Origin of the sequence: Citricoccus sp. I39-566, assembly GCF_031432995.1 — a bacterium.
Lineage (GTDB): Bacteria > Actinomycetota > Actinomycetes > Actinomycetales > Micrococcaceae > Citricoccus > Citricoccus nitrophenolicus_A.
Genome location: NZ_CP133842.1, coordinates 3,412,007 through 3,435,603, shown reverse-complemented (window position 1 = coordinate 3,435,603; position 23,597 = coordinate 3,412,007). Strand labels below are relative to the sequence as shown.

Annotated in this window: 18 protein-coding genes; 9 read left to right on the top strand and 9 right to left on the bottom strand. The window is 73.0% G+C overall.

Annotated features, from left to right (window positions below):
* Positions 1-3 precede the first annotated feature (3 nt).
* The gene (locus RE421_RS15790; protein WP_309812219.1) at positions 4-1,356 is read left to right on the top strand and encodes an MFS transporter; all 1,353 of its coding nucleotides are present in this window, start codon (positions 4-6) and stop codon (positions 1,354-1,356) included.
* A 10-nt stretch (positions 1,357-1,366) separates the two neighbouring features.
* Here the strand turns inward: RE421_RS15790 and RE421_RS15785 are convergent, their stop codons facing one another.
* Entirely contained in the window at positions 1,367-2,281 is a 915-nt protein-coding gene (locus tag RE421_RS15785) for a phosphatase PAP2 family protein (RefSeq protein WP_309812215.1), read from the bottom strand.
* A gap of 159 nt (positions 2,282-2,440) precedes the next feature.
* Here RE421_RS15785 and RE421_RS15780 point away from each other — a divergent pair, with 159 nt between their 5' ends.
* The 4 genes from RE421_RS15780 (at position 2,441) to menD (ending at position 8,410) form a co-directional block, all read left to right on the top strand.
* Positions 2,441-3,055, top strand: a complete 615-nt coding sequence (locus RE421_RS15780) for a hypothetical protein (RefSeq protein ID WP_309812212.1) — start codon at positions 2,441-2,443, stop codon at positions 3,053-3,055.
* Between the two features lie 23 nt (positions 3,056-3,078).
* Entirely contained in the window at positions 3,079-4,119 is a 1,041-nt protein-coding gene (locus RE421_RS15775) for an o-succinylbenzoate synthase (RefSeq protein WP_309812209.1), read from the top strand.
* A 172-nt stretch (positions 4,120-4,291) separates the two neighbouring features.
* Positions 4,292-6,349 (top strand): PhoX family phosphatase, encoded by a 2,058-nt coding sequence (locus tag RE421_RS15770; RefSeq protein ID WP_309812206.1) that lies wholly within the window; start codon positions 4,292-4,294, stop codon positions 6,347-6,349.
* 102 nt (positions 6,350-6,451) lie between these two features.
* Entirely contained in the window at positions 6,452-8,410 is a 1,959-nt protein-coding gene (gene menD / locus RE421_RS15765; protein WP_309812203.1) for a thiamine pyrophosphate-binding protein, read from the top strand.
* 16 nt (positions 8,411-8,426) lie between these two features.
* Here the strand turns inward: menD and RE421_RS15760 are convergent, their stop codons facing one another.
* Positions 8,427-9,650 carry an FAD-binding oxidoreductase gene (locus RE421_RS15760; RefSeq protein WP_309812199.1) on the bottom strand — a complete coding sequence of 408 codons (1,224 nt, stop codon included), beginning with the start codon at positions 9,648-9,650 and terminating at the stop codon, positions 8,427-8,429.
* 115 nt (positions 9,651-9,765) lie between these two features.
* Here RE421_RS15760 and RE421_RS15755 point away from each other — a divergent pair, with 115 nt between their 5' ends.
* Entirely contained in the window at positions 9,766-10,290 is a 525-nt protein-coding gene (locus RE421_RS15755; protein ID WP_309812196.1) for an Lrp/AsnC family transcriptional regulator, read from the top strand.
* Between the two features lie 21 nt (positions 10,291-10,311).
* Here the strand turns inward: RE421_RS15755 and RE421_RS15750 are convergent, their stop codons facing one another.
* Positions 10,312-11,763, bottom strand: coding sequence for an isochorismate synthase (locus RE421_RS15750; RefSeq protein WP_309812193.1), 1,452 nt, complete (start codon positions 11,761-11,763; stop codon positions 10,312-10,314).
* Here RE421_RS15750 and RE421_RS15745 point away from each other — a divergent pair.
* From RE421_RS15745 to RE421_RS15735, 3 genes are read left to right on the top strand one after another with little or no spacing between them, the layout of a single operon-like run.
* A complete protein-coding gene (locus tag RE421_RS15745; RefSeq protein ID WP_309812190.1) occupies positions 11,762-13,180 on the top strand; it encodes a geranylgeranyl reductase family protein in 1,419 nt (472 codons plus the stop codon). The genes RE421_RS15750 and RE421_RS15745 overlap by 2 nt on opposite strands.
* Entirely contained in the window at positions 13,152-14,294 is a 1,143-nt protein-coding gene (locus RE421_RS15740; protein WP_396134531.1) for a polyprenyl synthetase family protein, read from the top strand. The genes RE421_RS15745 and RE421_RS15740 overlap by 29 nt, the downstream gene beginning before the upstream one ends.
* Positions 14,295-14,344: 50 nt before the next feature.
* Positions 14,345-15,118 (top strand): CPBP family intramembrane glutamic endopeptidase, encoded by a 774-nt coding sequence (locus tag RE421_RS15735; RefSeq protein WP_309817473.1) that lies wholly within the window; start codon positions 14,345-14,347, stop codon positions 15,116-15,118.
* Positions 15,119-15,170: 52 nt separating this feature from the next.
* On the opposite strand, the gene RE421_RS15730 is transcribed toward RE421_RS15735, so the two are convergent.
* The 6 genes from RE421_RS15730 to eccD are packed head-to-tail and all read right to left on the bottom strand — an operon-like array spanning position 15,171 to position 23,596.
* Positions 15,171-15,665, bottom strand: a complete 495-nt coding sequence (locus tag RE421_RS15730) for an HIT domain-containing protein (RefSeq protein ID WP_309812184.1) — start codon at positions 15,663-15,665, stop codon at positions 15,171-15,173.
* Positions 15,662-16,177 (bottom strand): hypothetical protein, encoded by a 516-nt coding sequence (locus RE421_RS15725; protein ID WP_309812181.1) that lies wholly within the window; start codon positions 16,175-16,177, stop codon positions 15,662-15,664. The genes RE421_RS15730 and RE421_RS15725 overlap by 4 nt, the downstream gene beginning before the upstream one ends.
* A 9-nt stretch (positions 16,178-16,186) precedes the next feature.
* Positions 16,187-17,089 carry an EamA family transporter RarD gene (gene rarD / locus RE421_RS15720; RefSeq protein ID WP_309812178.1) on the bottom strand — a complete coding sequence of 301 codons (903 nt, stop codon included), beginning with the start codon at positions 17,087-17,089 and terminating at the stop codon, positions 16,187-16,189.
* Positions 17,086-21,177 (bottom strand): type VII secretion protein EccCa, encoded by a 4,092-nt coding sequence (eccCa, locus tag RE421_RS15715; RefSeq protein ID WP_309812174.1) that lies wholly within the window; start codon positions 21,175-21,177, stop codon positions 17,086-17,088. Before eccCa ends, rarD begins: the two co-directional genes overlap by 4 nt.
* The gene (locus RE421_RS15710; protein WP_309812169.1) at positions 21,174-22,244 is read right to left on the bottom strand and encodes a hypothetical protein; all 1,071 of its coding nucleotides are present in this window, start codon (positions 22,242-22,244) and stop codon (positions 21,174-21,176) included. Before RE421_RS15710 ends, eccCa begins: the two co-directional genes overlap by 4 nt.
* Positions 22,244-23,596 carry a type VII secretion integral membrane protein EccD gene (eccD, locus tag RE421_RS15705; RefSeq protein ID WP_309812166.1) on the bottom strand — a complete coding sequence of 451 codons (1,353 nt, stop codon included), beginning with the start codon at positions 23,594-23,596 and terminating at the stop codon, positions 22,244-22,246. Before eccD ends, RE421_RS15710 begins: the two co-directional genes overlap by 1 nt.
* Between the last annotated feature and the right edge of the window lies 1 nt (position 23,597).

Below are 23,597 nucleotides of genomic sequence, written 5' to 3'. Positions count from 1 at the left end.
GCCATGTCCCCAGCCGACGGCAGGGGCGGCAGGGGTGGCGGGCCCGGGAGGTTCCGCGGCGGTCCGCTGGAGCAGGCCTTCCAGATCTACGCGCCCTCGGCGGTGTACTCCGTGGGGCTGGGGGCGCTCACGCCGGCCATGGCCCCGGCCGCCACCGCGTTCGGGGCCTCGGTCGCGCTGGCCGCCGCCTCCGTGGTGCTCGTGGGCCTCGGCTCCCTGGCGGCCAACGCCCCGGCCGCCTGGCTGGCCTCCCGCGCCGGGGAGCGGACCACCATCATCGTCTCCGCCTGGCTGGGTGCGGCGGGCGCCCTGCTGACCCTGGCCGCCGTCGCCGGCTGGTTGCCGGTCCCGCCGCGGACCGGACTCGGGATCCTGATGTCAGGCTTCGTGGTGGTCGGCATGGCCGGGGCCGGGTTCAACCTCGCCCGGCAGTCCTACCTGGCCGTCGCCGTGCCCGGCAGCCACCGCGCGCGGGCCATGTCCACGCTCGGCGGCACCATCCGGCTCGGGCTGTTCGCCGGACCCTTCCTCGGGGCCGGGCTGCAGACCCTGCTCGGCCTGCAGGGGGCGTTCGTGGTCGCGGTGGCGGCCATGGCGCTCGCCGCCGGCCTGAGCTTCACCATCCGGGACCTCGCCCTCCCCGGCCCAGCCCAGGGCCCGACGCCGGCCCCGGACTCCCAGCTGCCGCTCGCCACCGTGTCCCCGGACCCCGCCCCAGACCCCGCCCCGGACCTCGGGCCCCGGCCCACGATGCGGTGGCTGGCCCGTCAACACCGCCGGGTGCTGCTCACCTCGGGGATCGGGGTGGTGTGCCTGTCCGCGGCGCGGGCCAGCCGCTCCGCCGTGATCCCCCTCTGGGCCACGGAACTGGGGCTGTCCCCGGCGGCCGCCTCGGCCGTCTACGGGCTCTCCGGCCTCGCCGACCTGCTGATGTTCTACCCCTCGGGGCTGATGATGGACCGCCGGGGCCGCCGCGTGGTGGCGGTGTGCTGCCTGGCCGGACTGGCCCTGGGCACCGCCCTGGTCCCGCTGACCGGATCCCCGTGGTGGTTCGCCGCCGTGGCCCTGCTGGTGGGCCTGGGCAACGGCTTCGGCTCGGGGATCGTGATGACCCTCGGCGCGGACTACTCCCCGCCGGACGGCCGCCCGCAGTTCCTGGCCCTGTGGCGGCTGCAGTCCGATGCCGGCATGCTCGCCGGCCCCGCCGCCCTCTCTGCCGTGACGGGGCTGGCCGGGCTGGCCGTGGGCATCTGGGCCGTGGCCGCGATCGCCGCGGTGGGGGCCGTCATCTTCGCCCGGACCCTGCCGCGGGGGCCCGGGCCGGTGGCCGTGCCGGCGGGGACGCCGTCCCGCTAGCGCCGTCCCCCTAACGCCGCCCTGTCTGCCAGCGGAAGAACGCGGAGAGCCCCGCGAAGACCAGCAGCCCCGGGCCGGTGGCCATCAGCAGCCCGGAGAGGAAGTGCCAGCCGGAGAACCAGGCCGGGTCCGGGGTCAGCGCCGCCGTGCCGCCGGCCCGGGCGAAGGCGAGCCAGGCCCCCGCGGTCAGGACCGCGCCGGCCAGCCCCAGCGCCCCGTCCCACCCCGGATGCCCGCCGGGGTGGGGATAGCGCCGGGAGCGGGTGCCGCGGGTGTTCCAGTCCGCCCCGGTGCGCAGGATGACGAACCCGGCCGCGAGCCCCCAGAACGCGGCCACCAGGTAGGCGGCCACCATGTCCGCGGGGCGGTGCCAGGTCTCGATGAACGTCCCGGCGCCCACCGCGGTAGCGAAGAGCGCGCCCACGGCGGCGGTCAGTGGCCGCCAGCGCGGGGCCACCATGAGGAACACGGCCACCACGGCGGCCGCCGCGAAGGTGGTGTGCCCGGAGGGCAGCGAGTTGCCCGTGTAGTAGGGCACCCCGTTGTCCAGGTCCGGCCGCACCAGCACCCAGTTCTTCAGCACCTGCGTGGTCAGGTTCGCGGCCCCGAAGGCCAGCGCTGCCAGCAGCGAGGCGAACCAGCGCCGCCGGTAGACGGTCAACACCAGGAACACCACGACGCCGGCCACCCCCACGATCTGCGGCAGCCGGTTGAGCACGGTGAGACTGGAGCCCCGCAGCCCCTCGAGCCGGTGCGTGGCCGCCTCAAGCGCGAGGTACTCGGACAGCTGGCCCGGCTGCGTGGTCACGAAGACGCGGAACACCACGGCCACGCCCGCCACGGCGAGCGCCATCGCCAGCGCCCAGGCCCACGTGCTGCGGGCCGGGCGGAGCCGGGGCGGGGTGGTGGAGGAGACGGCGGGCATGCTGGCCATTCTGGTGCAGCCGGCTGGGAGGAATCCGAATGGCGGGCCGTGGTGCCGCTCACGTGGACACCCGGGCGTCGACCACTGTTCGCCCCAGTGTCACGGGAGCGTCGACCGGTGCTGGACCGCAGCCGCCCCGTCCGGCCTACCCTATGGACCATGGCACACAGTGCGGGGACCGCGCCCGAGCACCAGAACCAGCACACGGCCGCCCGGAAGGCGCTGTCCGTCTTCGGACCGACGAGCCGCCAGGAGCCCCTCGAGTGGGCCGGTGAGGCCCCGCTGGCGCCCGAGCTCGCCCGGTTCTACCGCGAGGTCGGCCCGGAATGGATCGAGGTCGACACGGCCGGGCTGCCCTTCCTGTTCTTCCCCCTGGAGCGGCTCTGGGACGAGCAGGCCGGATACCGGTGGAACCGCCGCACGGGCGCGGCGCTGGTGGACTGGAACGAGGAGTGGACGGTGGTGGCCAAGCAGGGCTCCGACCCGTTCATCCTGGACGGGCTGACCGGCAAGGTCCTCACGGCCCCCGGGGACGACGGCTGGGAGGACCGGCTCGACGACCCCGAGCCGACCTTCGACTCGGTCGAGGAGATGACCCTGGCGCTCACCGCCACGGGCGGCGCCTGGGCCCGGTGGGACGACCCCTTCGACGAGGACTGGAGCCTGCGCCGTGAGACCACGGCCTCCGTGGTCGCGGCCCTGGAGTCCGTCCTCGGCGGCCACGACCGCGCGGTGGCGGTGGCCCGCAAGTTCGGCTACTACGCCGCCGTCTGAGCCGGCTTCCGTAGACTGGGCCGGTGACTGAGACCGGTATCCCGCCCCTGCTGGACGGACTGCGGATCCCGGAGCCGGACGAGCTCCTGGACGGGGCCGTCGTCGTGGCCCAGTCGATGCACACCCGCTTCCGGGGGACCACCGTGCGCGAGGCGATGCTGCTGCGCGGGCCGGCCGGCTGGGCCGAGTTCTCGCCCTTCCCCGACTACGGGCCGGCCGAGAGCGCGCGCTGGCTGGCCGCCGCCGTCGAGGCGGGCTGGCACGGCTGGCCGTCGCCGGTGCGGGACCGGATCCCCGTCAACGCGACCGTGCCCGCGGTGGAGGTGGCCGACGTCGGGCGGGTGCTGGACTCCTTCGGCGAAGTGCCCGCCGTGAAGGTCAAGGTGGGGGAGGCCGGCCAGGACGTCGGCCAGGACGTGGCCCGCGTGGCCGAGGTGCGCCGGCTGCGCCCGGCCGCCGCCCTGCGGATCGACGCCAACCAGGCCTGGGACCATGACACCGCGGTGGACGCCCTGCGCCGGCTGGCCGGGTACGGGCTCGAGTACGCCGAGCAGCCCGTGGCGGGGATCGACGGGCTGGCCCGGCTGCGCGAGGCCCTGGCCGCCGCCGGGACCGACGTGCGGATCGCTGCCGACGAGTCGGTGCGCCGAGAGACCGACCCGCTCGCCGTGGCCCGCGCCGGGGCGGCCGACCTCGTGGTGGTCAAGGTCCAGCCCCTCGGTGGCGTGCGCCGGGCCTTGGGCATCGTGGAGGCCGCCGGGCTGGACGCCGTGGTGTCCTCCGCCCTGGACACCTCCGTGGGGATCGCCGCCGGGGTGGCGCTGGCCGCGAGCCTGCCACGGCTGCCGCACGCCTGCGGACTGGGCACCGTGGCGTTGTTCACCGAGGACGTGGCGCAGCGGCCCCTGCGGCCGCGCGCCGGGCACCTCACCGCGGGCGACGACGGCCGGCCCGTCCCGGACACCGGCGCCCTGGCCCGGCTGCGCGCCGGCGAGGACCGGCAGCGGTGGTGGCGGCAGCGGCTGCAGGCGGCCTGGGCCGAGCTGTCCGTCACGGCGGACTGAACCCGGATTGGGACCCATACCCGTGACCTAAATTGCGCTCATCGACTGTTCACCGGACGGTTACCGGAGGGCACCCGGGCGTCGTCCTGGGCAGAGCAGTGTGGGCCTGTGCCGTGGATGAGGCGTCCCCGGTACCTGACCCGCACATCCACGTCTCCGTAAGGACACCCCCATGCTCAAGCGTCACCTGCCCATGGTCGGCCACACCCGCGGCAACCGCCTGCCCATCACCTGCGAGCTCAAGTGCGGCAGCGCCTGCTCGCACCCGGTGCCGAACACCTCGGACAACGCGCACTTCCGGGACATCGCCAACGCGGCGATCTCCCGCCGGGCCGCACTCGGCCTGGGCGGCGGACTGGCCGCCGCGGTCGTCATCGGCGCCAACGCCGTCTCCGCCGCCGCACCGGCCACCGCGGACAACGGGACCTTCCCGACCGGCGGCGGCAAACTGCCGTTCGACGCCATCGACCCCGTCGAGCGCACCGTGGATGACATGACGGTGCCCGCCGGCTACGACTGGGCCCCCATCATCCGCTGGGGCGACCCGCTGTTCGACGACTCCCCGGAGTTCGACCTGGAGCACCAGACCGGCGCCTCCCAGGCGAAGCAGTTCGGCTACAACTCCGACTACCTCAACGTCATCTCCGACGGTGGCGACGACCGCTCGGGCTACCTGGTGAACAGCCACGAGTACACCAACGAGAACATCATGTTCTCCCCGGAGTACATCGCGTCCAACCCGAAGGACGTCATCGAGACCGGCATCGAGGCCCACGGCCTCTCGATCGTGGACCTGAGGCGCGGCGGCAAGGGCCAGCCCTGGGAATACGTCCGCGGGGGCCGCCGCAACCGCCGCATCACCGGTTCCACCCCCTTCACCGTGGACGGTCCGGCCGCCGGCTCCGAGCTGCTCAAGACCAAGGACGACACCACCGGCACCAAGGTGCTCGGCACCCTGAACAACTGCGCCGGCGGCACCACCCCATGGGGCACCGTCCTGTCCGGCGAGGAGAACTTCGACCAGTACTTCATCGGCACCGGCGCCGAGGCCGAGCGCCGCATCGGCATCACCCCCGGGCCGACCTCCCGCCGCTGGGACACCGTGGACCCGCGCTTCAACCTCAACAACGAGGGGTACGCCAACGAGGCCAACCGCTTCGGCTGGATCGTGGAGATCGACCCCGAGGACCCGAAGTCCACGCCGGTCAAGCACACCGCCCTGGGCCGCTTCAAGCACGAGGCCGGCACCGCCGTGATCTCGCGGGACGGCTACGCCGTGGTCTACTCCGGTGACGACCAGGCCAACGACTACGCCTACAAGTTCGTCTCGCGGAAGAAGTACCGCGAGGGCGACAAGAAGCACAACATGACCCTGCTGTCCGAGGGCACCCTGTACGTGGCCCAGTTCAACGGCAACTCCCCGGAGTCGGAGATCGACGGCTCGGGCCAGGTGCCCTCCGACGGCGACTTCGACGGCTGGGGCCGCTGGATCCCGCTGGTGAAGAACGACAAGTCCCTCGTGGAGGGCTTCTCCGTGGAGGAGGTGCTCGTCAACACGCGCCTGGCCGCGGACACGGTGGGTGCCACCAAGATGGACCGCCCGGAGGACTTCGAGGCCAACCCGGTCACCGGCAAGGTCTACCTGGCCCTGACCAACAACTCCGGCCGGACCGCCGACGCCGTGGACGAGGCCAACCCGGTGGCCAACGCCAGTGGCGGCAACCGCGACGGGCACGTCATCGAGATGATCGAGCGCCGCGGCGACCACACCGCCGAACGCTTCAACTGGAACATCCTGTTCCTGGCCGGTGACCCGAACCAGGAGGGCAACAAGGCCTACTTCGACGGCGTGCCGCTGGACATGGTCTCCCCGATCTCCTGCCCGGACAACCTGGCCTTCGACTCGGTGGGCAACCTCTGGGTCTCCACCGACGGCCAGCCCGGCAAGATCGGCTATGCCGACGCCCTGCACAAGGTCACCCTTGAGGGCCGCAACCGCGGGCTCGTGGAGCAGTTCCTGGCCGTGCCGGCCGACGCCGAGACCTGCGGCCCGGTGATCCACGACCGGGACAACTCCGTGTTCGTGGCCGTCCAGCACCCGGGTGAGGGCGGCACCTGGGGGGCCCACACCTCCTACTTCCCGGACTTCGTGCCGGACGGCCCGCTGTCCGGCGACAGGGTCGCGGCCCCGCGTCCGGCCGTGGTCCAGGTGTTCTCCACCCAGGGCTGATCCGGACCGGCGCCCCTCGGTCGACGCCCCCGGCCCGCCGCTGCGAGCCGGGGGCGTCAACCGTTAACCTTCCGATCAGCCAGGATCCGTAGGATGAGGTGCATGGAGCATTCCCGGCGTGAGCCCATCGATGTCCGTCCCGTGCTGGCCCTGGATGCGGCGCGGGTGGCCCGGACGGTGACGGACGCCCTGGTGGAGGGCGGTCTGCGGGAGGCCGTGGTGGCCCCCGGGTCCCGTTCGGCGCCGCTCGTCTACGCCCTGGCCGAGGCGGAGCGGGCCGGCAGGATCCGGTTGCACGTGCGCATCGACGAGCGCTCGGCCGCCTACACCGCGCTGGGGCTGTCCCTGGCCTCCGGCCGGCCGGTCGGTGTGGTGACCACGTCCGGGACCGCCGTGGGCAACCTGCTGCCGGCACTCATGGAGGCCGACCACGCCGGGGTCCAGCTCGTGGCGCTGACGGCGGACCGCCCGGAGGAGCTCCAGGGCACGGGGGCCAACCAGACCACCCGGCAGGACGGGATCTTCCCGCTGCACGTGCGCTTCTCCACCACCCTCAGCGGGGACGTCCCCCTGGCGGCGGACGCCGAGGAGGTGCCGGAGTGGTTGGCGGCGGAGGCCGCCGAGGTCACCGACGCCGACCCGCGGGCCACCGCACTGCACCAGCACACCGAACACCTGCGCTCCGTGGTGTCCCGGGCGCTGCTGGCGGCCGGGGGCTTCGACACGGAGGACGTCGAGGGGTTCGGGGGCACCCCGGGCGTCGCCGTGCGGGAATCCGCCCCCGGGCCGGTCCACCTGAACCTGCGGTTCCGTGAGCCCCTGGTCCCCGCCGAGTCCGCCGGGCCGGATGCCGGTCCGGGGTCTGAGGCGGCCGACGCCCGCTGGATCCCGCCGGCCGGCGAGGAGGTCATCACCGGGCCGTCCGGGCCGGTGACGGTGAACCCCATGGACCTCACCGAGCAACTCGACCTGGACGTCGCCGAGCTGGCCGAGTCCCGGACCGTGGTGGTGGCCGGACACGGCTCAGGCCCCCTGCCGGCAGCCTTCGCCGCCGCCCTCGGACTGCCCCTGCTCGCCGAGCCGAGCTCGAACGCGCGCTTCGGCTTCAACGCCATCGGCGCCTACCCGTGGCTGCTCGGCTCCCAAGGGGGACTCGGGGAGGACTCCCACCCGCTGGCCGGTTCGATCGAGCAGGTCATCCTCTTCGGCCGCCCCACCCTCACCCGGCAGGTCTCCGCCCTGCTGGCCCGCGAGGACGTGGGCACCGCGTTCCACCAGCCGGAGCCCGTGGCGTGGTTCGAGCCCGGCGCCCGCCGGGAACGCCCCGTGGAGGACCTCGAGGAGCTGGCCGTGGTGGCCGGACGCGGCCCCACCGGCTGGCTGACGGACTGGCAGCAGGCCGGGGTCCGCGCCCAGTCGGCGGTGGACGACGCCCTGTCCACCCGGCACGACGCGGTCGGCCGCCCCGGGGCCCTGCGCACCAGCCAGCTCGTGGCCTCCACCGTACGAGGACCGCTCGTGCTCGGCTCCTCCTCCGTGATCCGGGACGTGGACCTCTCCTGGCGTCCGCCGACGTACCCGGAGGCCGTCGTCTTCGCCAACCGCGGTCTCGCGGGGATCGACGGCACCGTCTCCACGGCCACCGGCATCGCCCTGGGCACGGGGCGGCGCACGGTGCTGCTGTGCGGGGACCTGACCCTGCTGCACGACGCCGGCGGATTGCTGATCGGCCCGGGGGAGCGGGAGCCGGACCTGGACATCGTGGTGGTCAACGACGCCGGCGGGGCCATCTTCGCCGGGCTGGAGCACGGCATCGTGGCGCAGCGTGAGGGCATGGGCCCCGTGGTGGAGCGCTTCTTCGGCACCCCGCAGGACGTGGACGTGCGCTCGCTGTGCGCGGCCTACGGCCTGGACTGGGCCCCCGTGGACTCGGAGGACGGGCTGCTGGCCGCCCTCGGCAGCCCGGTCCGGGGCCGCCGCGTGCTGGAGCTGCGCTCGGACCGCTCCGCCCGCCCGGAGGTCCGCCGCCACGTGGAGGACGCGGTCCGCGCGACCTTCTGACCGGCCTGCCGGGCGCCTAGCGCAGCGGGTCGAAGGGGGCGATCGCCGGATCGGTCCGGCCCGTGACGATCTGCTCGGCCAGCAGCTTGCCGGTGGCCGGCCCCAGGACGATGCCCCACATGCCGTGGCCACCGGCCACGTAGACGCCCGGCGCCGAGGTGGCCCCCACAAGCGGCAGGCCGTCCGGGGTCACCGGGCGGGAGCCCACCCACTCGTCCTGCCGGTCCTCGAGGTCCATACCGGTCATCAGGGACCTCGCCTGGTTCACGATGGCCTCGATCCGGCGCGGCTGCAGCGGCTCGTCCGGCCCGCGGAACTCCATGGTCCCGGCGATCCGGAACCGTCCCCGGTAGGGCGTGCAGGCGATCCGCTGGGCCGGCAGGTAGACGGGGTACCGGGACGGCTCCTCGGTGGCGACGGAGAACGAGTACCCGCGCCCGGCCTGGACCCTGGTCCGCACGCCCAGGTCCCGGGTCAACCCGGGCAGCCACGCCCCGGTGGCCACCACCACCGAGTCCGCGGTGAGCGTCTCGCCGTTCGCGAGGGTGACCCCGGGCCGGGAACCGCCTGCCAGGGAGGTGACCTGCGCGTCGGTGCGCAGGGTCCCGCCGCGGGCCACGACCGCGTCGGCGAGGGCCTGGACGAAGGGCCCGGGCTCGATGAAGCGCTGGCCACCCATGCGGTACACCACGCCGACCTGATCGGAGAGCTGCGGCACCACCTCCCGCGGGTTCTCCACCCGCTCGAGCGGGACGTCCTGGCCGTGCCGGACCACGCCCTCGACCTCACGGAGGAAGCCGGCCGACTGCCGCTCCTCGGTGAATCCCACGATGAACGGGCCCTGACGCGTCCAGGCGTCGACCCCCGAGCCGGTCAGCTCGTCGAAGCACTCCAGCGCCATCCGGTCGATCGGCGTCAGCGCGGCCATCGTGCGCTCCCAGGCACGGCGGGTTCCGTGCGCGGCGAACCGCGCCAGGAAGGACCACAGGCCCGGGTCCGCGCGGAACGGCACGTGCAGGGCAGCGTCGGCGTCCAGCAGGGCGGTCGGGCCGTAGGTCCACAGGCTCGGGTCGGCCAGCGGGATGGTCTTGCCGGGCGAGAGCCAGCCGGCGTTGCCCCAGGACGAGCCGGCGGCCACGCCGGCCCGGTCCAGCACCGTGACCTCCACGCCGTGTTCCTGCAGGTGCCAGGCCGTGGCGAGCCCGACCATTCCTGCGCCGATGACAACCGAACTGGACATGCTGGCCTCCTGAGTCTCTGTGTTCCTCCCCACAGGCTGGCAGATTCCGCGTAGCCTGCCAGCAGGTCCTGTGGTTTCCGCACGCATCGACCGAAAATGGACGGATTCCACCGGGATGGACGAGCGCCGGCCGGCGAGCACCGAGGGGAGGGCTGAGGCCATGGGAGCACGGGACGGCATCGAGCGCGCGCGACTGGACGAGGTCGACGTGGCCATCCTGCGGCTGCTGGAGCGCAGCGGCCGGATGCCGTACAGCGAGCTGGCCACCCGGGTGGGCATCGCCGAGTCCACGTGCCACAAGAGGGTGCGGGCCCTCGTGGCCTCGGGCGCGATCTCCGGGTTCCACGCCGCGGTGGACCCGTCCGTCCGGGGGCTGGCCCTGGAGGCGCTCATCGCCGTCCGGTTGCACGCCCACGCCCGGTCCGGCCTGCGCCGCTTCCAGGGCTACCTCGAATCGCTGCCGGCCACCCAGCGGGTGTACTTCCTCGCCGGGGACCGGGACTTCCTGCTGCACGTGGCCGTGCGGGACGCCGCCGAACTGCGCACCCTGGTCTCGGACACCCTCAGCCTGCGCGAGGAGGTGGCCGCCACGAACACGAGCCTGATCTTTGAGCACGCCCCCGGCCGGCTGGTCGAGTGAGGGGCTGGCCGAGGCGCTGCCTCAGTCCCGCAGCCCCAGCGCCTGCAGCATGGGACGCATCTTCGCGTGGGTCTCGGCCAGCTCAGACTCCGGGTCAGAGGCCGCCACGATCCCGCAACCGGCGTACAGCCGCACCGTGTGCTCGTCCTCCACGACGGCCCCGCGCAGGGCGAGCCCGAACTCGCCGTTCCCGTTGCCGTCCAGCCATCCCACCGGTCCGGCGAAGAGCCCGCGGTCCAGGCCGTGGTCCCCGGACTCCAGCCGACCGATGAGCTCGGCGGCCGCCTCGCGCGGGGTGCCGCACACGGCGGCCGTGGGATGCAGCACCTCGGTGAGGGCCAGCGCGCCGGGTCCGGTCCGCCGGGCACCCTCCGCCCCGACGAGCCGGGCGGTGACGTCCGTGGCGAGGTGCCACACGTTGGGCAGCTCCAGGACGAAGGGCTCCTCCGGGGCGTCGAGGGAGGTGGTGAACGGCTCCAGGCGCTCGGTCAGGGAGTCCACGGCCAGCCGGTGCTCGTGGCGTTGCTTGGGATCGTCCGTGAGCAGCCGCCGCGCGTAGTCGGTTCCGGCGGCGCCCTCCGGCGCCCCGTCCCGGTCCAGGGTCCCCGCCAGCACCCGGGCCCGGGCGGTGGCCCCGTCCACCTTGACCAGCATCTCCGGCGTGGAGCCGATGAGCCCGCCCACGGCGTAGGTCCAGCAGTCCCGGTACTGCACCGTCAGGGTGCGCAGCACGCGCGGGACGTCCACCGGATCGGCGGAGCGGACCACCGCGTCGCGGGCCAGCACGAGCTTCGTCAGGGCCCCGGCCTCGATCTGCCGCACCCCACGGTCGACGGCGGCCCGGTACCCCTCCTGGGACAGCACCCCGTCGCTGAGCTCGAGACCGCGGGCGCCGGTGCCGGCGCCGCCCGCAGCTCCCGGCCGCCGGGCGGCGGCCTCGGCGAGCAGTCCGGCCAGCCGCTGCTCGGCCTCGGCCCGGCCGGGCCGCCAGCCGGCGGCGGCTCGTTCCACGTAGCCCGGGGCGTCCAGGTCCACCTGCCAGGTCAGCCAGGACCGTCCGTGGGCCGAGCCGACCACGAACTCCGGAACCATGAGGACCGATTCGACGGGGCTCTCGTCGGCGAAGGCGAAGGCGGCGAAGGCGAGCGGAGAGCGCCGGGGCAGGCCGTCGTCGGGCACCGTGGTCCGGGGCACGCCCTCGGGCTCGGCCGCCTCGGCCGTCTCCGCCGCCTCGGACTCCGTGGCGGCCATCCACCAGCGGCGGGCCGCCTCGAAGCGTCCGGGCCCGGTGGTGGCGAAGCGGGCGGCGGTGCCCACCCCGACCATGCCCTCGCCGTAGCGGATCCAGGCACACTCCGAGCCGGTGGTCAGCAGATCGGCCAGGGAAGCTCCGTCGGCGCCGCCGGGCAGGGGGGCGGCATACGTGCAGGACGCCAATCGGGGTGCCGGCGCAGCGGATCCAGGGTTGTTCATGTCCACACCAGAGTACCGCCAGCGCCGGTGGGGCACCGGCCCCGTCCCGCTCTGGGACAATGGACGGGTGGCCACTGACACAACACCCCAAGTCCTCATCGCCGGCGGCGGTCCCGCCGGGGCCACGGCCGCCTGGCACCTGGCGAACGCCGGGGTACAGGTCACCGTGCTGGAGAAGACCGCCTACCCGCGCGAGAAGGTCTGCGGGGACGGGCTGACCCCGCAGGCGGTCCGCGAGATGGACCTGATGGGCATCCCGCATGCCCCCGAGGACGGCTGGCAGCGGATCCGGGGGCTGCGGCTCGTGGCCGGGGGTCGCGCCGTGGAGGTCCCCTGGCCGACCACCCGCACCTGGCCGGACTACGCCCTCGTGCGCACCCGCAACGACTTCGACGAGATCCTGGCGAACCATGCCCGCTCGGCCGGCGCCACCATCCTGGAACGCCACTCCGTCACCACCGTGCTGCGGGCCGAGGACGGGACCGTCAACGGGCTGCGGGCCGAGCTGTTGGACGGGCGCGGGCGCAAGACCGGTGAGTTCCGGGACTTCCATGCCCCCCTCGTGATCGCCGCGGACGGCAACTCCACCCGCACCGCCGTGTCCGCCGGACTGGCCAAGCGGGACGACCGGCCCATGGGCGTGGCCGTCCGCGCCTACTACTCCCTGCCCGAGGACTCGCCGCGCCGGAACGACGACTGGATGGAGTCCTGGCTGCAGCTCCCGGACGCCCGGGGCAACCTGCTGCCCGGCTACGGCTGGCTGTTCCCGTTGCCGGACGGCACCGTCAACGTGGGGCTGGGCATCCTGGACACCTCGCCGCAGTTCGGCAAGCTCGACTACCGCGGGATCCTCAAGGACTGGTCCGGGGCGCTGACCGCCTCCTGGGGGCTGTCCGAGGACACCCGCACCTCGAGGATCCTCGGCGCCGCCCTGCCGATGGGCTTCAACCGCACGCCCCAGCACGTGCCGGGGATGCTGCTGGTGGGGGACTCGGCGGGCATGGTCTCCCCGTTCAACGGCGAGGGGATCTCCTTCGCCATGGAGGCGGCCAGGATGGCCGCGGACCTCGCCGTCACGGCCCTGCACCGCCCGACGGCGGCAGGCCGGGAGGCCGAACTGGCCCGGTATCCGGTGCTCACCCAGGAGGCCTGGGGCGGCCACTTCGCGCTCGGGTCCCGCTTCGCCGAGCTGATCGGCCACCCCGCCGTGCTCAAGGCCGCCCTGGCCACGGGGATGCGCGTCGCGCCGCTGCTGCGCTCCGTGGTCCAGGTGATGGCCAACCTCGTGGACGAGCGCGGGACGGCCCCGGTGGACCGGGTGGTCCGGCTCCTGGAGTCCGCGGTGCCCGCGGCGACCACCCAGGGCCAGGCGGTCGGGCCCCGCCCCGATGCGCCGTCCCCGGCCAACGTTGGATAGTCTTGCTCAGGTGACTGCTCCCGAGCCCGCCTCCAGCGCCGATGCCTCTGACGACGTGTCGATCGGCTCCCTCGTCCTGCCCCGCGGTTTCGAGAACCTGGCGGACCACGGTGACCTGCTGGACGTGGTCACCACGGCACTCGACGCGGTGGAGCACGAACTCGCTGAGGCCGTCTCCAACGCGGACCAGCTGGCGGACCACACCTCCCGGCACCTGCTGGAGGCCGGCGGCAAGCGGATCCGTCCGCTGCTGACCATCCTCTCCTCCCTCCTGGGGGATCCGGAGGTCCGGACCGGACAGGTCGGCGAGGTCGCCGCGGCCGTCCGCTCGGCCGCCGTCGTGATGGAGCTGACGCACCTGGCGACCCTGTACCACGACGACGTCATGGACGAGGCGCCCGTGCGCCGCGGTGCGCCGGCGGCGCACCAGGTGTGGGGCAACTCGATCGCGATCCTCGCCGGCGACCTCATCTTCGCCCGGGCCTCGCAGCTGATGGCCTCCCTCGGCCCCGAGGCCGTGGCCATCCAGGCCCGCACCTTCGAGCGGCTCGTGATGGGCCAGCTGTGGGAGACGGTCGGCCCCGCGGACCAGGACGACCCCCTGGAGCACTACCTGCGCGTGATCGGCGGGAAGACGGGCTCGCTCATCGCCGCGGCGGGCCGGCTGGGCGCGCACTTCGGCGGCTGCGACGCGGTCACCGTGGCCCTGCTCGAGGAGTACGGCGAGAAGGTCGGGATGGCCTTCCAGCTGGCCGACGACGTGATCGACGTGACGAGTACGTCCCACGCCTCCGGCAAGACGCCCGGCACCGACCTCAAGGAGCGCGTGCCGACCCTGCCGGTGCTGCTGCTGCGCCGCGAGGCCGCGGGGGACTCCGACGACGCGGCCTCGGCCCGTGCCGCCCTCGAGCTGGTGGACGGTCCGCTGGACACGGACGGGCAGCTGGCCGCGGCCGTGGCCGCCGTGTCCGCGCACCCGGTGATCGGGCAGGCGTGGGACATCACCCGCGGCTGGTCGGCGGACGCGGTCCGGGCGCTGGCCCCGTTGCCGGACTCCCCGGTCAAGGGCGCGCTGGTGGCCTTCGCCGAGTACGTGGTCGACCGCGAGTCCTGACAGGCGTGCCGGTGAGACGCGCGCACCCCTGGGCCGTGATCCCGGCGGGGATGGTGAGCGCCTCCGCCGTGCTGCTCTTCGGCGTCCAGTCCGAGGCGGTGGGCTATGCCCTGCTGGTGGCGGGAGTGCTCACCGGGCTCTGGACCGATCGGCGCGGCCTGTCCCACCGGCTCGGCACCGACCTGCTCCTCATCGCCCTCGCCCTGGGCTTCATCAGCCTGATCTCCCTGCACGCGGACATCTCCCCGGCCGGGATGGCGCGCTTCACGGTGGCCCTCGGGGGCGCGGTGGTGATCCCCTACGTCATCTCGCGCTGGGTCTACCGGGAGCACGCGGTGCGCTTCCCCTGGGCCGGCGGACGGTGGAGCCGGCGGATGTGGGTGTACCTGGTGGTCGTGGTGGTGGCCGCCTACCTGATCCTGCCGTTCTACTTCCTCACCTCGGGCGTGTACCGGAACTGGCCCGCGGTGGAGCAGTGGCACGAGATTGCGCGCCTGTTCGTGGGCGTCAACGCGGTCGGGCTCTGGGACGAGCTGTTCTTCATCTGCACCGTCTACACGCTGCTGCTGCGGCACTTCCGGCCGGCGATCGCCAATCTGCTGCAGGCGGCGATCTTCGTCTCGTTCCTCTGGGAGCTCGGCTACCAATCGTGGGGGCCGGCGCTGACGATCCCGTTCGCCCTGGTCCAGGGGGCCATCTTCACGTGGACCAAGAACCTCTGGTACGTGGTGACGGTGCACCTGCTCTTCGACGCCGTGGTGTTCCTGGTGATCGTGCACGCCCACCATCCGGCGGCACTGCCGATCTTCCCCCTCGTCCCCTGAGCGCCGGTCGGGTGGGTGCCGGCCGGGTGGGCGCCGGTCAGATGCGTGCTGGTCAGGGCAGGCGGGTGGGGGCGGCGTCGAGGACCGCGGCCAGCTCGCGGGCCTTGGCCGCCCGGACCTCCGGGGCCACGGGGTGGCGCAGGTGCCGGTAGAGCTGGTCGCCGTGCCAGCGGGGGAACACGTGCAGGTGGTAGTGCCAGACGTGCTGGTTGCCGGCGGGCTCGTTGTGCTGGCGCGTGGAGACGCCCTCCGGGCCCCAGGCCTCCTTCAGGGCCAGCGCCACCTGGCGGGCCATCAGGCTGATCCGCTGCAGAACCCGGTCGGGCAGGTCGTACAGCGTCTCGTAGTGCCCGGTGGGGGAGATCATGGCGTGGCCCTCGTGGTCGCCGAAGCCGTCCACGGCGATGAACACCATCACGTCCTCGTCCCGGTAGACGAGGTCCTCCAGCTCACAGCGGTTGTCCGGGGCCGACACGTCGTCGGCCGCCAGTCCGCAGAAGGGGCAGACGTACCCCTCCGGGGCGTGGGAGGCGGGCGGGGGCGTCACTCGACGGCCTCATCCTCGGTCTCATCCCCGGTCTCGTCGAAGGTCCAGTCCAGCAGGTCGGTGGCGAACTCGCTGAACGTCCCGCCCTCGCAGGTCCACACGCCGTGCTCCGAGTCCGCCCCCGTGGAGCGGCGCCAGACCAGGGGGTCCGGCAGCTCGGCGTCTTCCAGGCGCAGTCCCCAGACCGTGGTCTCCCCGGCGTCCTCGAGGAACAGCAGGAAGCCGTCCAGGATCTCCAGCTCGTCCGCGTCCCAGAAGAAGTGGTCCGTCTCCAGCAGGTCCGGGCAATTGCCCAGCGCGAGGTGGAACTCGTAGAGGGCCAGGGGCATCGGCACCTCGCCGCTGCCGCGGAGGCCGGCCTCGGCGGCGGGGGAGGCGGCCAGCAGGGCATCCAGCTCACCGGGTTCCATCCCGTCCTCCGGGGACCAGGGCGTCTCCAGATGGGCGGGGACGAGCTTCTGGAAGAGCGGCAGGAAGACGGGACCGGACGGCGCGGTGGGATCGGCAGGCATGCGCCCAGTCTAGGGTCTCGGGTTGCGCCGAGCCGCGCGCACCGAATCGGCCATCAGCACGGCCAGGGCGCACCAGATGAGGATGAACCCGGCCCAGCGTCCCGTGCTCATGGCCTCGCCGAAGAGCAGCAGGCCGATGAGGAACTGGATGACCGGGTTGATATACTGCAGCATCCCCAGCAGGGTCAGCGGCAGGCGGCTGGCCCCCGCGCCGAAGAGGATCAGGGGGATCGCGGTCACCGGTCCGGACAGCACCAGGATCCAGAAGTGCCCGGCGCCGTGGGAGAACAGCGTCAGCTGCTCTGTGACCGCCAGCCACCACATCCCGGCCAGGCACACCGGGACCAGCAGGACGGTCTCGGCGCCCAGCGAGGCCACCGGGCTGACCGAGGTGGCCAGCCGGCTCTTGACCACGCCGTAGCCGCCGAAGGACAGGGCCAGCAGGATCGCCAGCCACGGGAAGGACCCGTGGCCCACCACCATGACCACCACCGCCGTCACGGAGAGCGCCACGGCCACCCACTGGGCCCGCCGGAGCCGCTCGCCGAACAGCGCCACCCCGGCCAGCACGGAGATCAACGGGTTGATGAAGTACCCCAGCGCCGCCTCGAGGGTCTGTCCCGAGACCACGGCATAGGTGTAGATGGCCCAATTGCCCGTGATGAGGACGGCGGCCAGGGCCGTGGCACCCAGCCGCCGCGCCCCGCCCAGCTGCCGGCCGACGTCGTGCCAGCGCCGCAGGGCGAACAGCAGCACCGCACACGTGAGCAGCGTGAAGCCGATCCGGGCGAAGACCACCTCGAGCGCGGTGGCCGGGACCGTGGCCGCCATGTAGAGCGGCAGCCCGCCCCAGAAGAGGTAGGCACCCGCCCCATAGGCCAGCCCGGTGCCGGTGACGGGGCGCTGGGTCACGGGGTGGGACCCCCGGCGGGATCGGTGCCGTCGAAGAAGGTCTGCACCGTCATGACGGGCTTGCCCGTCTGGATCAGCTGACCGCGGCCGGGCGGCATCTTGCGGGCCTTCAGTCCGTTGATGAGACTGCCCTCGCGCTTGTCACCGGACATGATCAGCGCCGAGGTGCCGTTGTCCCGCAGGGTGGAGAAGAACGTCTCGTACATCCCGCGGGAGGCTCCGCGTACCCGCCGGGTCAGCACGAAGTTCATCCGCAGCTCGGCAGCCATGGGGATGAACGGCACGAAGCCGCCCAGCGGTGACTGGCCGCCGCCCACCGTCAGCACGTCGTAGTCGTCGATGAGCGCGACGATGCGCGTCTGGCGCTGGGAGGTGGACTGGTCCTGGCTCGGGTCCTGGCGCTTGCGCAATTCGTTGACCACGGCGCCCACCAGGGACTTGGCCACCTCGGCGTTGGTGGCGTAGCCGCCCAGGTAGTCGTCCGGGACGAAGTCGCCGAGACCGCGGCGCGGGTCGATCACCACGAACATGAGCTCCTCGTCGGTGTGGTTCGCGGTGAAGCGGCGGACCACCTGACGGAGCAGGTTCGACTTGCCGGATTCCTCGTCCCCCATGACGATGAGGTTGCGGTCCGCCCGCTCCAGGTCCAGGTGCTGCACTCCGAGGTCCAGCTCGCGCAGGCCCAGCGGGAACATCCCCCGGCGCTCCGGGGTGGGGACCGAGGAGGCCTCGACGACCGGGGGCAGGACGCGGACCTTCATGGCGGAGCCCGTGGAGAACCGGCCCACGTGCTCCACCAGATCCTTCAGGCCGTCCGTAGCCGACTCCCTCTCGGCCTGACCGTCGATCCGCGGCAGGGCCAGGTGGCCCTGCAGCTTCAGCGGCATCAGGCCGCGCCCGGGGGCCTCCGGATTGACGTTGGCGGCCAGCTTGCGGTCGATCGTCGAATCCCCGGGCTCCGCCAGGGCCAGCTCGATGCGGTGCGTGAAGTACGACTGGTGGGTGGCCCGGATCTCGTTGTTGCGGTTGACGGAGGAGATGATGTGGATGCCGTAGCCGGAGCCACGGGTCATGATGGAGACGATCTTGGGCAGCAGGTCGTCGAACTCCTCCTGGAACTGGCCGTGGCCGTCCACCACCAGGAAGATGTCCGCGCTGGGCAGCTCGGGGATCCGCCCGGCGGCGTGCATCCTCCGCATCGTGGTCAGCGAGTCGATCGAGTGCCGCTCGAAGACGCGCTCCCGGTGGGCGAGCATGCCCGTGATCTCGTCCACGGTGCGGGAGATCACCTCGGTGTTGGTGCGGATGGCCACCCCGCCCACGTGGGGCAGGTCCTGCAGCGGCAGCAATCCGGACCCCAGCAGGTCGATGCAGTAGATGCCGACCTGCTGGGGGGAATGGGTCAGCGCCAGGGAGGTCACCAGGGTCCGTAGCGCGGTCGACTTGCCGGACTGCGGGCCGCCGTGGATGATCATGTTCCCCGAGCCGGAGGTGAAGTCGACCTCCCACAGGCCCTGCCACTGCCGCGCCGGATCGTCCAGCAGGCCGATCGGCACGGTGAGGTTCCCGCCGGCGGGGAGGCGCAGGCCCTCCTCCGTGTTCTTCGGCTCGCCCACGATCTGGTCCAGGGTCGCCTCCAGGGGCAGGGGCGGCAGCCAGATCGGCTTCACGGAGGGCGGGTAGGTCCGCAGGGTGTCCATCATGGTGGACATCACCGTGGGGCCGGTGGTGCGGCGGGCCGGCCCGTCCTTCTTCGGGGCCGGCGCCGCCTCGCCGTCGGGTCCGCCGGGCAGGCCGGAACGCTGCTCCTGCAGGATGATGGAGTACTCCGGCGCGGTCAGCACCTCGGGGATCTCGTCCAACGGATCCGCCTCCTCGTCCTCCTCGACGACCTCGTCCTCCAGCGGTCCGGACACGTAGCCGGACTTGAACCGGGAGTACACCGTGGTGTCCACCTTGAGGTAGCCGTAGCCGGGCAGCGGGGGCAGGTGGAAGGCATCCGGGGTGTCCAGAACGGTGCGGGACTCGGACTCGGAGAGCGTGCGCAGGCCGATGCGGTAGGACAGGTAGGTCTCCAGGCCGCGGAGCTTGCCGGACTCCACGCGCTGCGAGCTCAACAGCAGGTGCACGCCGATAGAGCGGCCGATGCGGCCGATGGACAGGAACAGGTCGATGAAGTCCGGGCGGGCCGTGAGCAGCTCGCCGAACTCGTCGATGATGATGACCAGGTGCGGCAGGGGCTCGATGTCCCGGCCCTTGGACCGCTCCTCGTCCCGGTGGATCTGGTAATCGGTGATGTTGGCGATGTTGCCGGCGGCCTTGAGCACCTCCTGGCGGCGCAGGATCTCGCCGTTCAGTGAGGCGTAGACGCGCTCCACCAGGGTCAGGTCGTCCGAGAGGTTGGTGATGATGCCGGTGACGTGGGGCGCGCCCTCGAACGGGGCGAAGGTGGCACCGCCCTTGAAGTCCACCAGCACCATGGCCAGGCTGTCCGGGGAGTGGGTGGTCAGCAGGCCGAACACCAGCGAGCGCAGCATCTCGGACTTGCCCGAGCCGGTGGCACCCACGCAAAGCCCGTGCGGCCCCATGCCGAGCTGGGCGGCCTCCTTGAGGTCCAGCAGCACGGGCTTGCCCTTGTCATCCGGTCCCAGTGGGACCCGCAGGAAATCGGCCTGGGAGCGGGGCCGCCAATTGCGCTCGACGTCGGCCCGGTCCAGTTCCGGGGACAGGCTCAGCATCTCGAGGAACGAGGAAGCGGAGGCCGACTCGGCGCCGGTGTGCTCCAGGGAGTCGAGGGAGAGCCGCAGCGGGGCGAGCTCGGTCACCAGTCCTTCGGCCGTGCTGGCGTCGAGGGGATCCAGCACTCCCTCGGTGCGCACCGGGTTGCCCTGGTCCCTGGTGCGGTCCTCCAGCAGGAACCCGGCGCGACCGTCCGCCGGGCCGCGGCCGGCGGCGCCGTCATGCAGGGTGATCCGGTAGTTCACCTCCGAGGGCTCGTGGAGCCGGTCCTCGCACAGGTGCAGGGCGGTGATGCCACGAGACTGCAGGCTGAAGTGCGAGTCGCCGAAGGACAGGTCCGTGGACGGGTGGCCATAGCGGTCCACGATGACGAGGAGCCGGGACAGTACGGGCGGGCCCTTGAGGGTCTCCTCACCGAACTTGGTGTGCTCTCCGGCGACCTTGGACCGGAACTGCAGATCGGTCTCCAGCAGGTCCACCAGGGACTCTGCATCCGGGGCGATCAGTTGGACGGGGCCGGTGGGGTGCTTGGCCGAGGAATCCCCCAGGTGGGGAAGCAGCGCCAGCCAGTCCCAGTCCGCGCGGCTCTCACGCGGGGTGATCAGCGCGATCCGGACGTCCTCGGGGGACTGCAGGGCGGCCGCGCCGGTGACCAGCGAGCGGACCACCTGGAGGCCGAGGTCCCGGGGGCCCACCAGGGAGACGTTGCCGGCCGAGTCGAGGGGGACCGTCACCGGCATGTCCGGTGCCTTCTCGAAACGGCTCTTGAGCGATTCGGCCTCCCGCACCATGAACTCGTCCTGCAGGGCGGTGGAGGTCTCGGTCAGGGAGATCTCGATCTCCCGCGTGGGACGGCGTCCGAACCCCAGCCGGATCCGCAGGAAGTCCTCGTGGTAGCGCCGCCGTTCCCAGATGCGGGCCGGATCGCGGATGATGTCGAACAGCGCTGCCGGGGGCGGTGAGGAGGCCCTCGCCGCGAGCTGAGCCCGCTGCTCCTCGTCCCGCAGGCTCACCCGGGTCCGCTCCAGGTAGCGGGCGTAGGTGTCCCGCACGGTCTTGCGCAGCCGCCCCGCCTTGCCCCGCTGCGAGAACATCATCACCACGGCCACGGTCAGGGAGAGCATCATGGCGATGGCCCCCACGGCGGCGAAGGGGCTCTGCCGGAAGGTCATCATGACCATCATGGAGGCGCCCGCGGCGAACATCGGCATGATCCGCAGGAACCCGACGTTGCTCTCACCCTCGGCGGCGGCCGGATCCAGGGGTTGTGGCCCCTCGATCCGGAAGGGCCGGTACAGGCGCGCCGGAGCCGAGGTGCGGGCGGGGCGGTGGATGATCCTCTGCGTCACCGGTGTCCTCCCGCCGCGTTGGCGGCAGCCAGGGCCTGGGCGGACAGTTCCGCGGCGGCGAGCCGGTTCTCGGGACGGATCAGGGGGACCGTGATGCCCACCCCGCTGCCGATGTGACGGTCATGGCGCAGGGCCACCGCTCCCACGCCGAGCCGCGTGAGTGCGGCCGCCTGAGCCAGCGGATCCAGCACGGAGTCCCGTTCGATCCCCACGACGGCCGCCACCACGGGGATGGCGGAGAGGAACGGGTCGGACTGCCAGTGGCGCAGGTAGCCGGAGGCCTCGTCCACCCCGGCGGCGGTGGCGGGGACCACGAAGACGGCGGCGTGGGCGCGGGTCAGCACGGCCGTGGTGTCCGGATGTGCGGGGCCGGTCGGGCAGTCGATGACCGTCACGGGGAAGTAGCGGGAGAGCCCGGAGAGCAGTGTGGTGGCGGCGGCTCCGCCCAGCGGCTGCCCGGTGACCCGCGGGCCGGTGTAGTACAGGTCGTTGTCCCCGTGGGCCATCTGCGAGGAGACGGCGTCGAAGGTGGTGCTCTCCAGGGCTGCCAGTCCGGCGGCGAACGCATCGGCACCGGGGGCGGCACGGTTCCCGAGGCGCAACCCCAGGGACCCGCAGGCCGGGTCCAGGTCCAGGGCGGCCACCGGCTCGGGACGCAGGGCGGCGAAGGTGGCGGCCGCCAGGGCGGTGACCGTGGTCTTGCCGGCCCCGCCGCGCAGGGACACCACCGCGATCCGCCGGCCCGTGGTGACGGGGGACTGGACCGCCTTCGCGGAGGCCGCCAGCCGGTCCGCGGACCGGTCGTGCCGCCACAGCCCGCCCAGGGAGCGCCAGCCGCGGGACCACAGGGACAGGGCGGGGCGGCGCGCGTAGTCACGCTGGACCCGGGCGGCCACGGACTCGAAGCCGGTGGACGGATCGTCCTGGGCACGGTGGACGTCCGCCCTCAGGTCGGAGCGGGTGGACCAGAGTGCCTCTGAACCGTCCCCGGCCGGGCCGCTGCCGGGCCGGGGACGGGACGGTGCGGGCCCGGCGTCGTTCCAGGGGTCCAGGGGGGCAGAGGACATCAGAAGGTCTCCAACAGGGTGGCGTAGATCCCGTAGTAGCCGATGAGCAGCGGGATGGGGGCGAGCAGGGCGATGGCCTCGACGGTGTCTCCGGCCTTGCGCATCCGGGCCTGGGAGTGCTCGGGCAGGTCCACGGACAGACCCGCCCCGGCCACGAGGGCCAGCACGAGCAGCGCCGCCAGGAACGCGCCCTCGTACTCGGGGAGGAAGGCCGCGGCCAGGCGGACCAGCGCCAGGACGCCGAGGCCGGTGGCCAGGTACAGGGGGATGCGCTGCGCCGCCAGCGGGAAGGCCCTGGCGCGCAGGCCCAGGGCCAGCACCAGGCAGGCCAGCAGGGGCAGGGAGTAGGGGAAGGCGAGGGTGTCCCCGCCCACGATCCAGACGGACAGGGCGGCGGAGACCGCGCAGACGATGGCGCTGGAGATGAGTCCGCCGTGGGCGGAGTCGATGGCCGTGCCCACATCTCGCCGCAGCACGGCGGCACCGTTGGCATGCCGGTCGTCCATTCCCGCCAGCCCGGAGACGCCGAGGGCGATCTTCGGCAGCAGGCCCAGGACCAGCAGCGCGGCGATCCCGGCGATGGCTGCGGACCCGACCAGCGGATCCGCCGTCCGGTCACCGATGGCCCACACGGACAGGGCAGGGGCCACGGCCCAGACGAGGACGAGGGCCCCGGTGACCGCGGCGGAGATGAACATGGACAGGGGGCGGTTGACGATGAACCCCAGGACGCCCTGGACCAGGGCGGCCAGCCCCGCGAGTGCGAGAGTGGACCACGGCGCGGGAAGGTCCAGGCCCATCAGTCCGGAGAGGGCGAAGAGGGTGCCCGCGCCGGCCAGGGTCCCGGCCACGGCCTGCCGCCGGCCCGGTGCGGAGAGTGCGGCTGCCGCGACGAGGGCCACGGCGGCCAGGGCCAGGGCCACCCAGTCCTGCTGCTCCGGAGCGAAGGACGCCAGCAGCCTGGTGATGGCCAGCCAGGAGCCGACCGCCGCGAGCAGCCCGGAGATGATGTACCGGTACACCGGGGACCACCGCCCCGGGACGGCCTCCGTGTGGTCTGAGACTGTGTCATTGAGGTCGTAGACGATCGGGGACGGCGGGGCCTCGGTGCGGGAGACCAGGCGGAGGCGCTCGCCGTCGAGGACACCGGACTCGGCCAGGGTCTTCGAGGGGGGAACCTCCCCGCCGTCCGCCCGGACCAGCAGCTTGGCGCCCAGCGAGTCCTCCGGCTGGTCACCCAGCAGGTCCAGGATCTGAGGCATCAGGGTCCCGAGCGGGGTGTCCGAGGGCAACAGCAGGTCCGCGTTGCGCCGCTGGCCCACGAGGGCTACTCGGGTGTAGGGGCTGGGCACG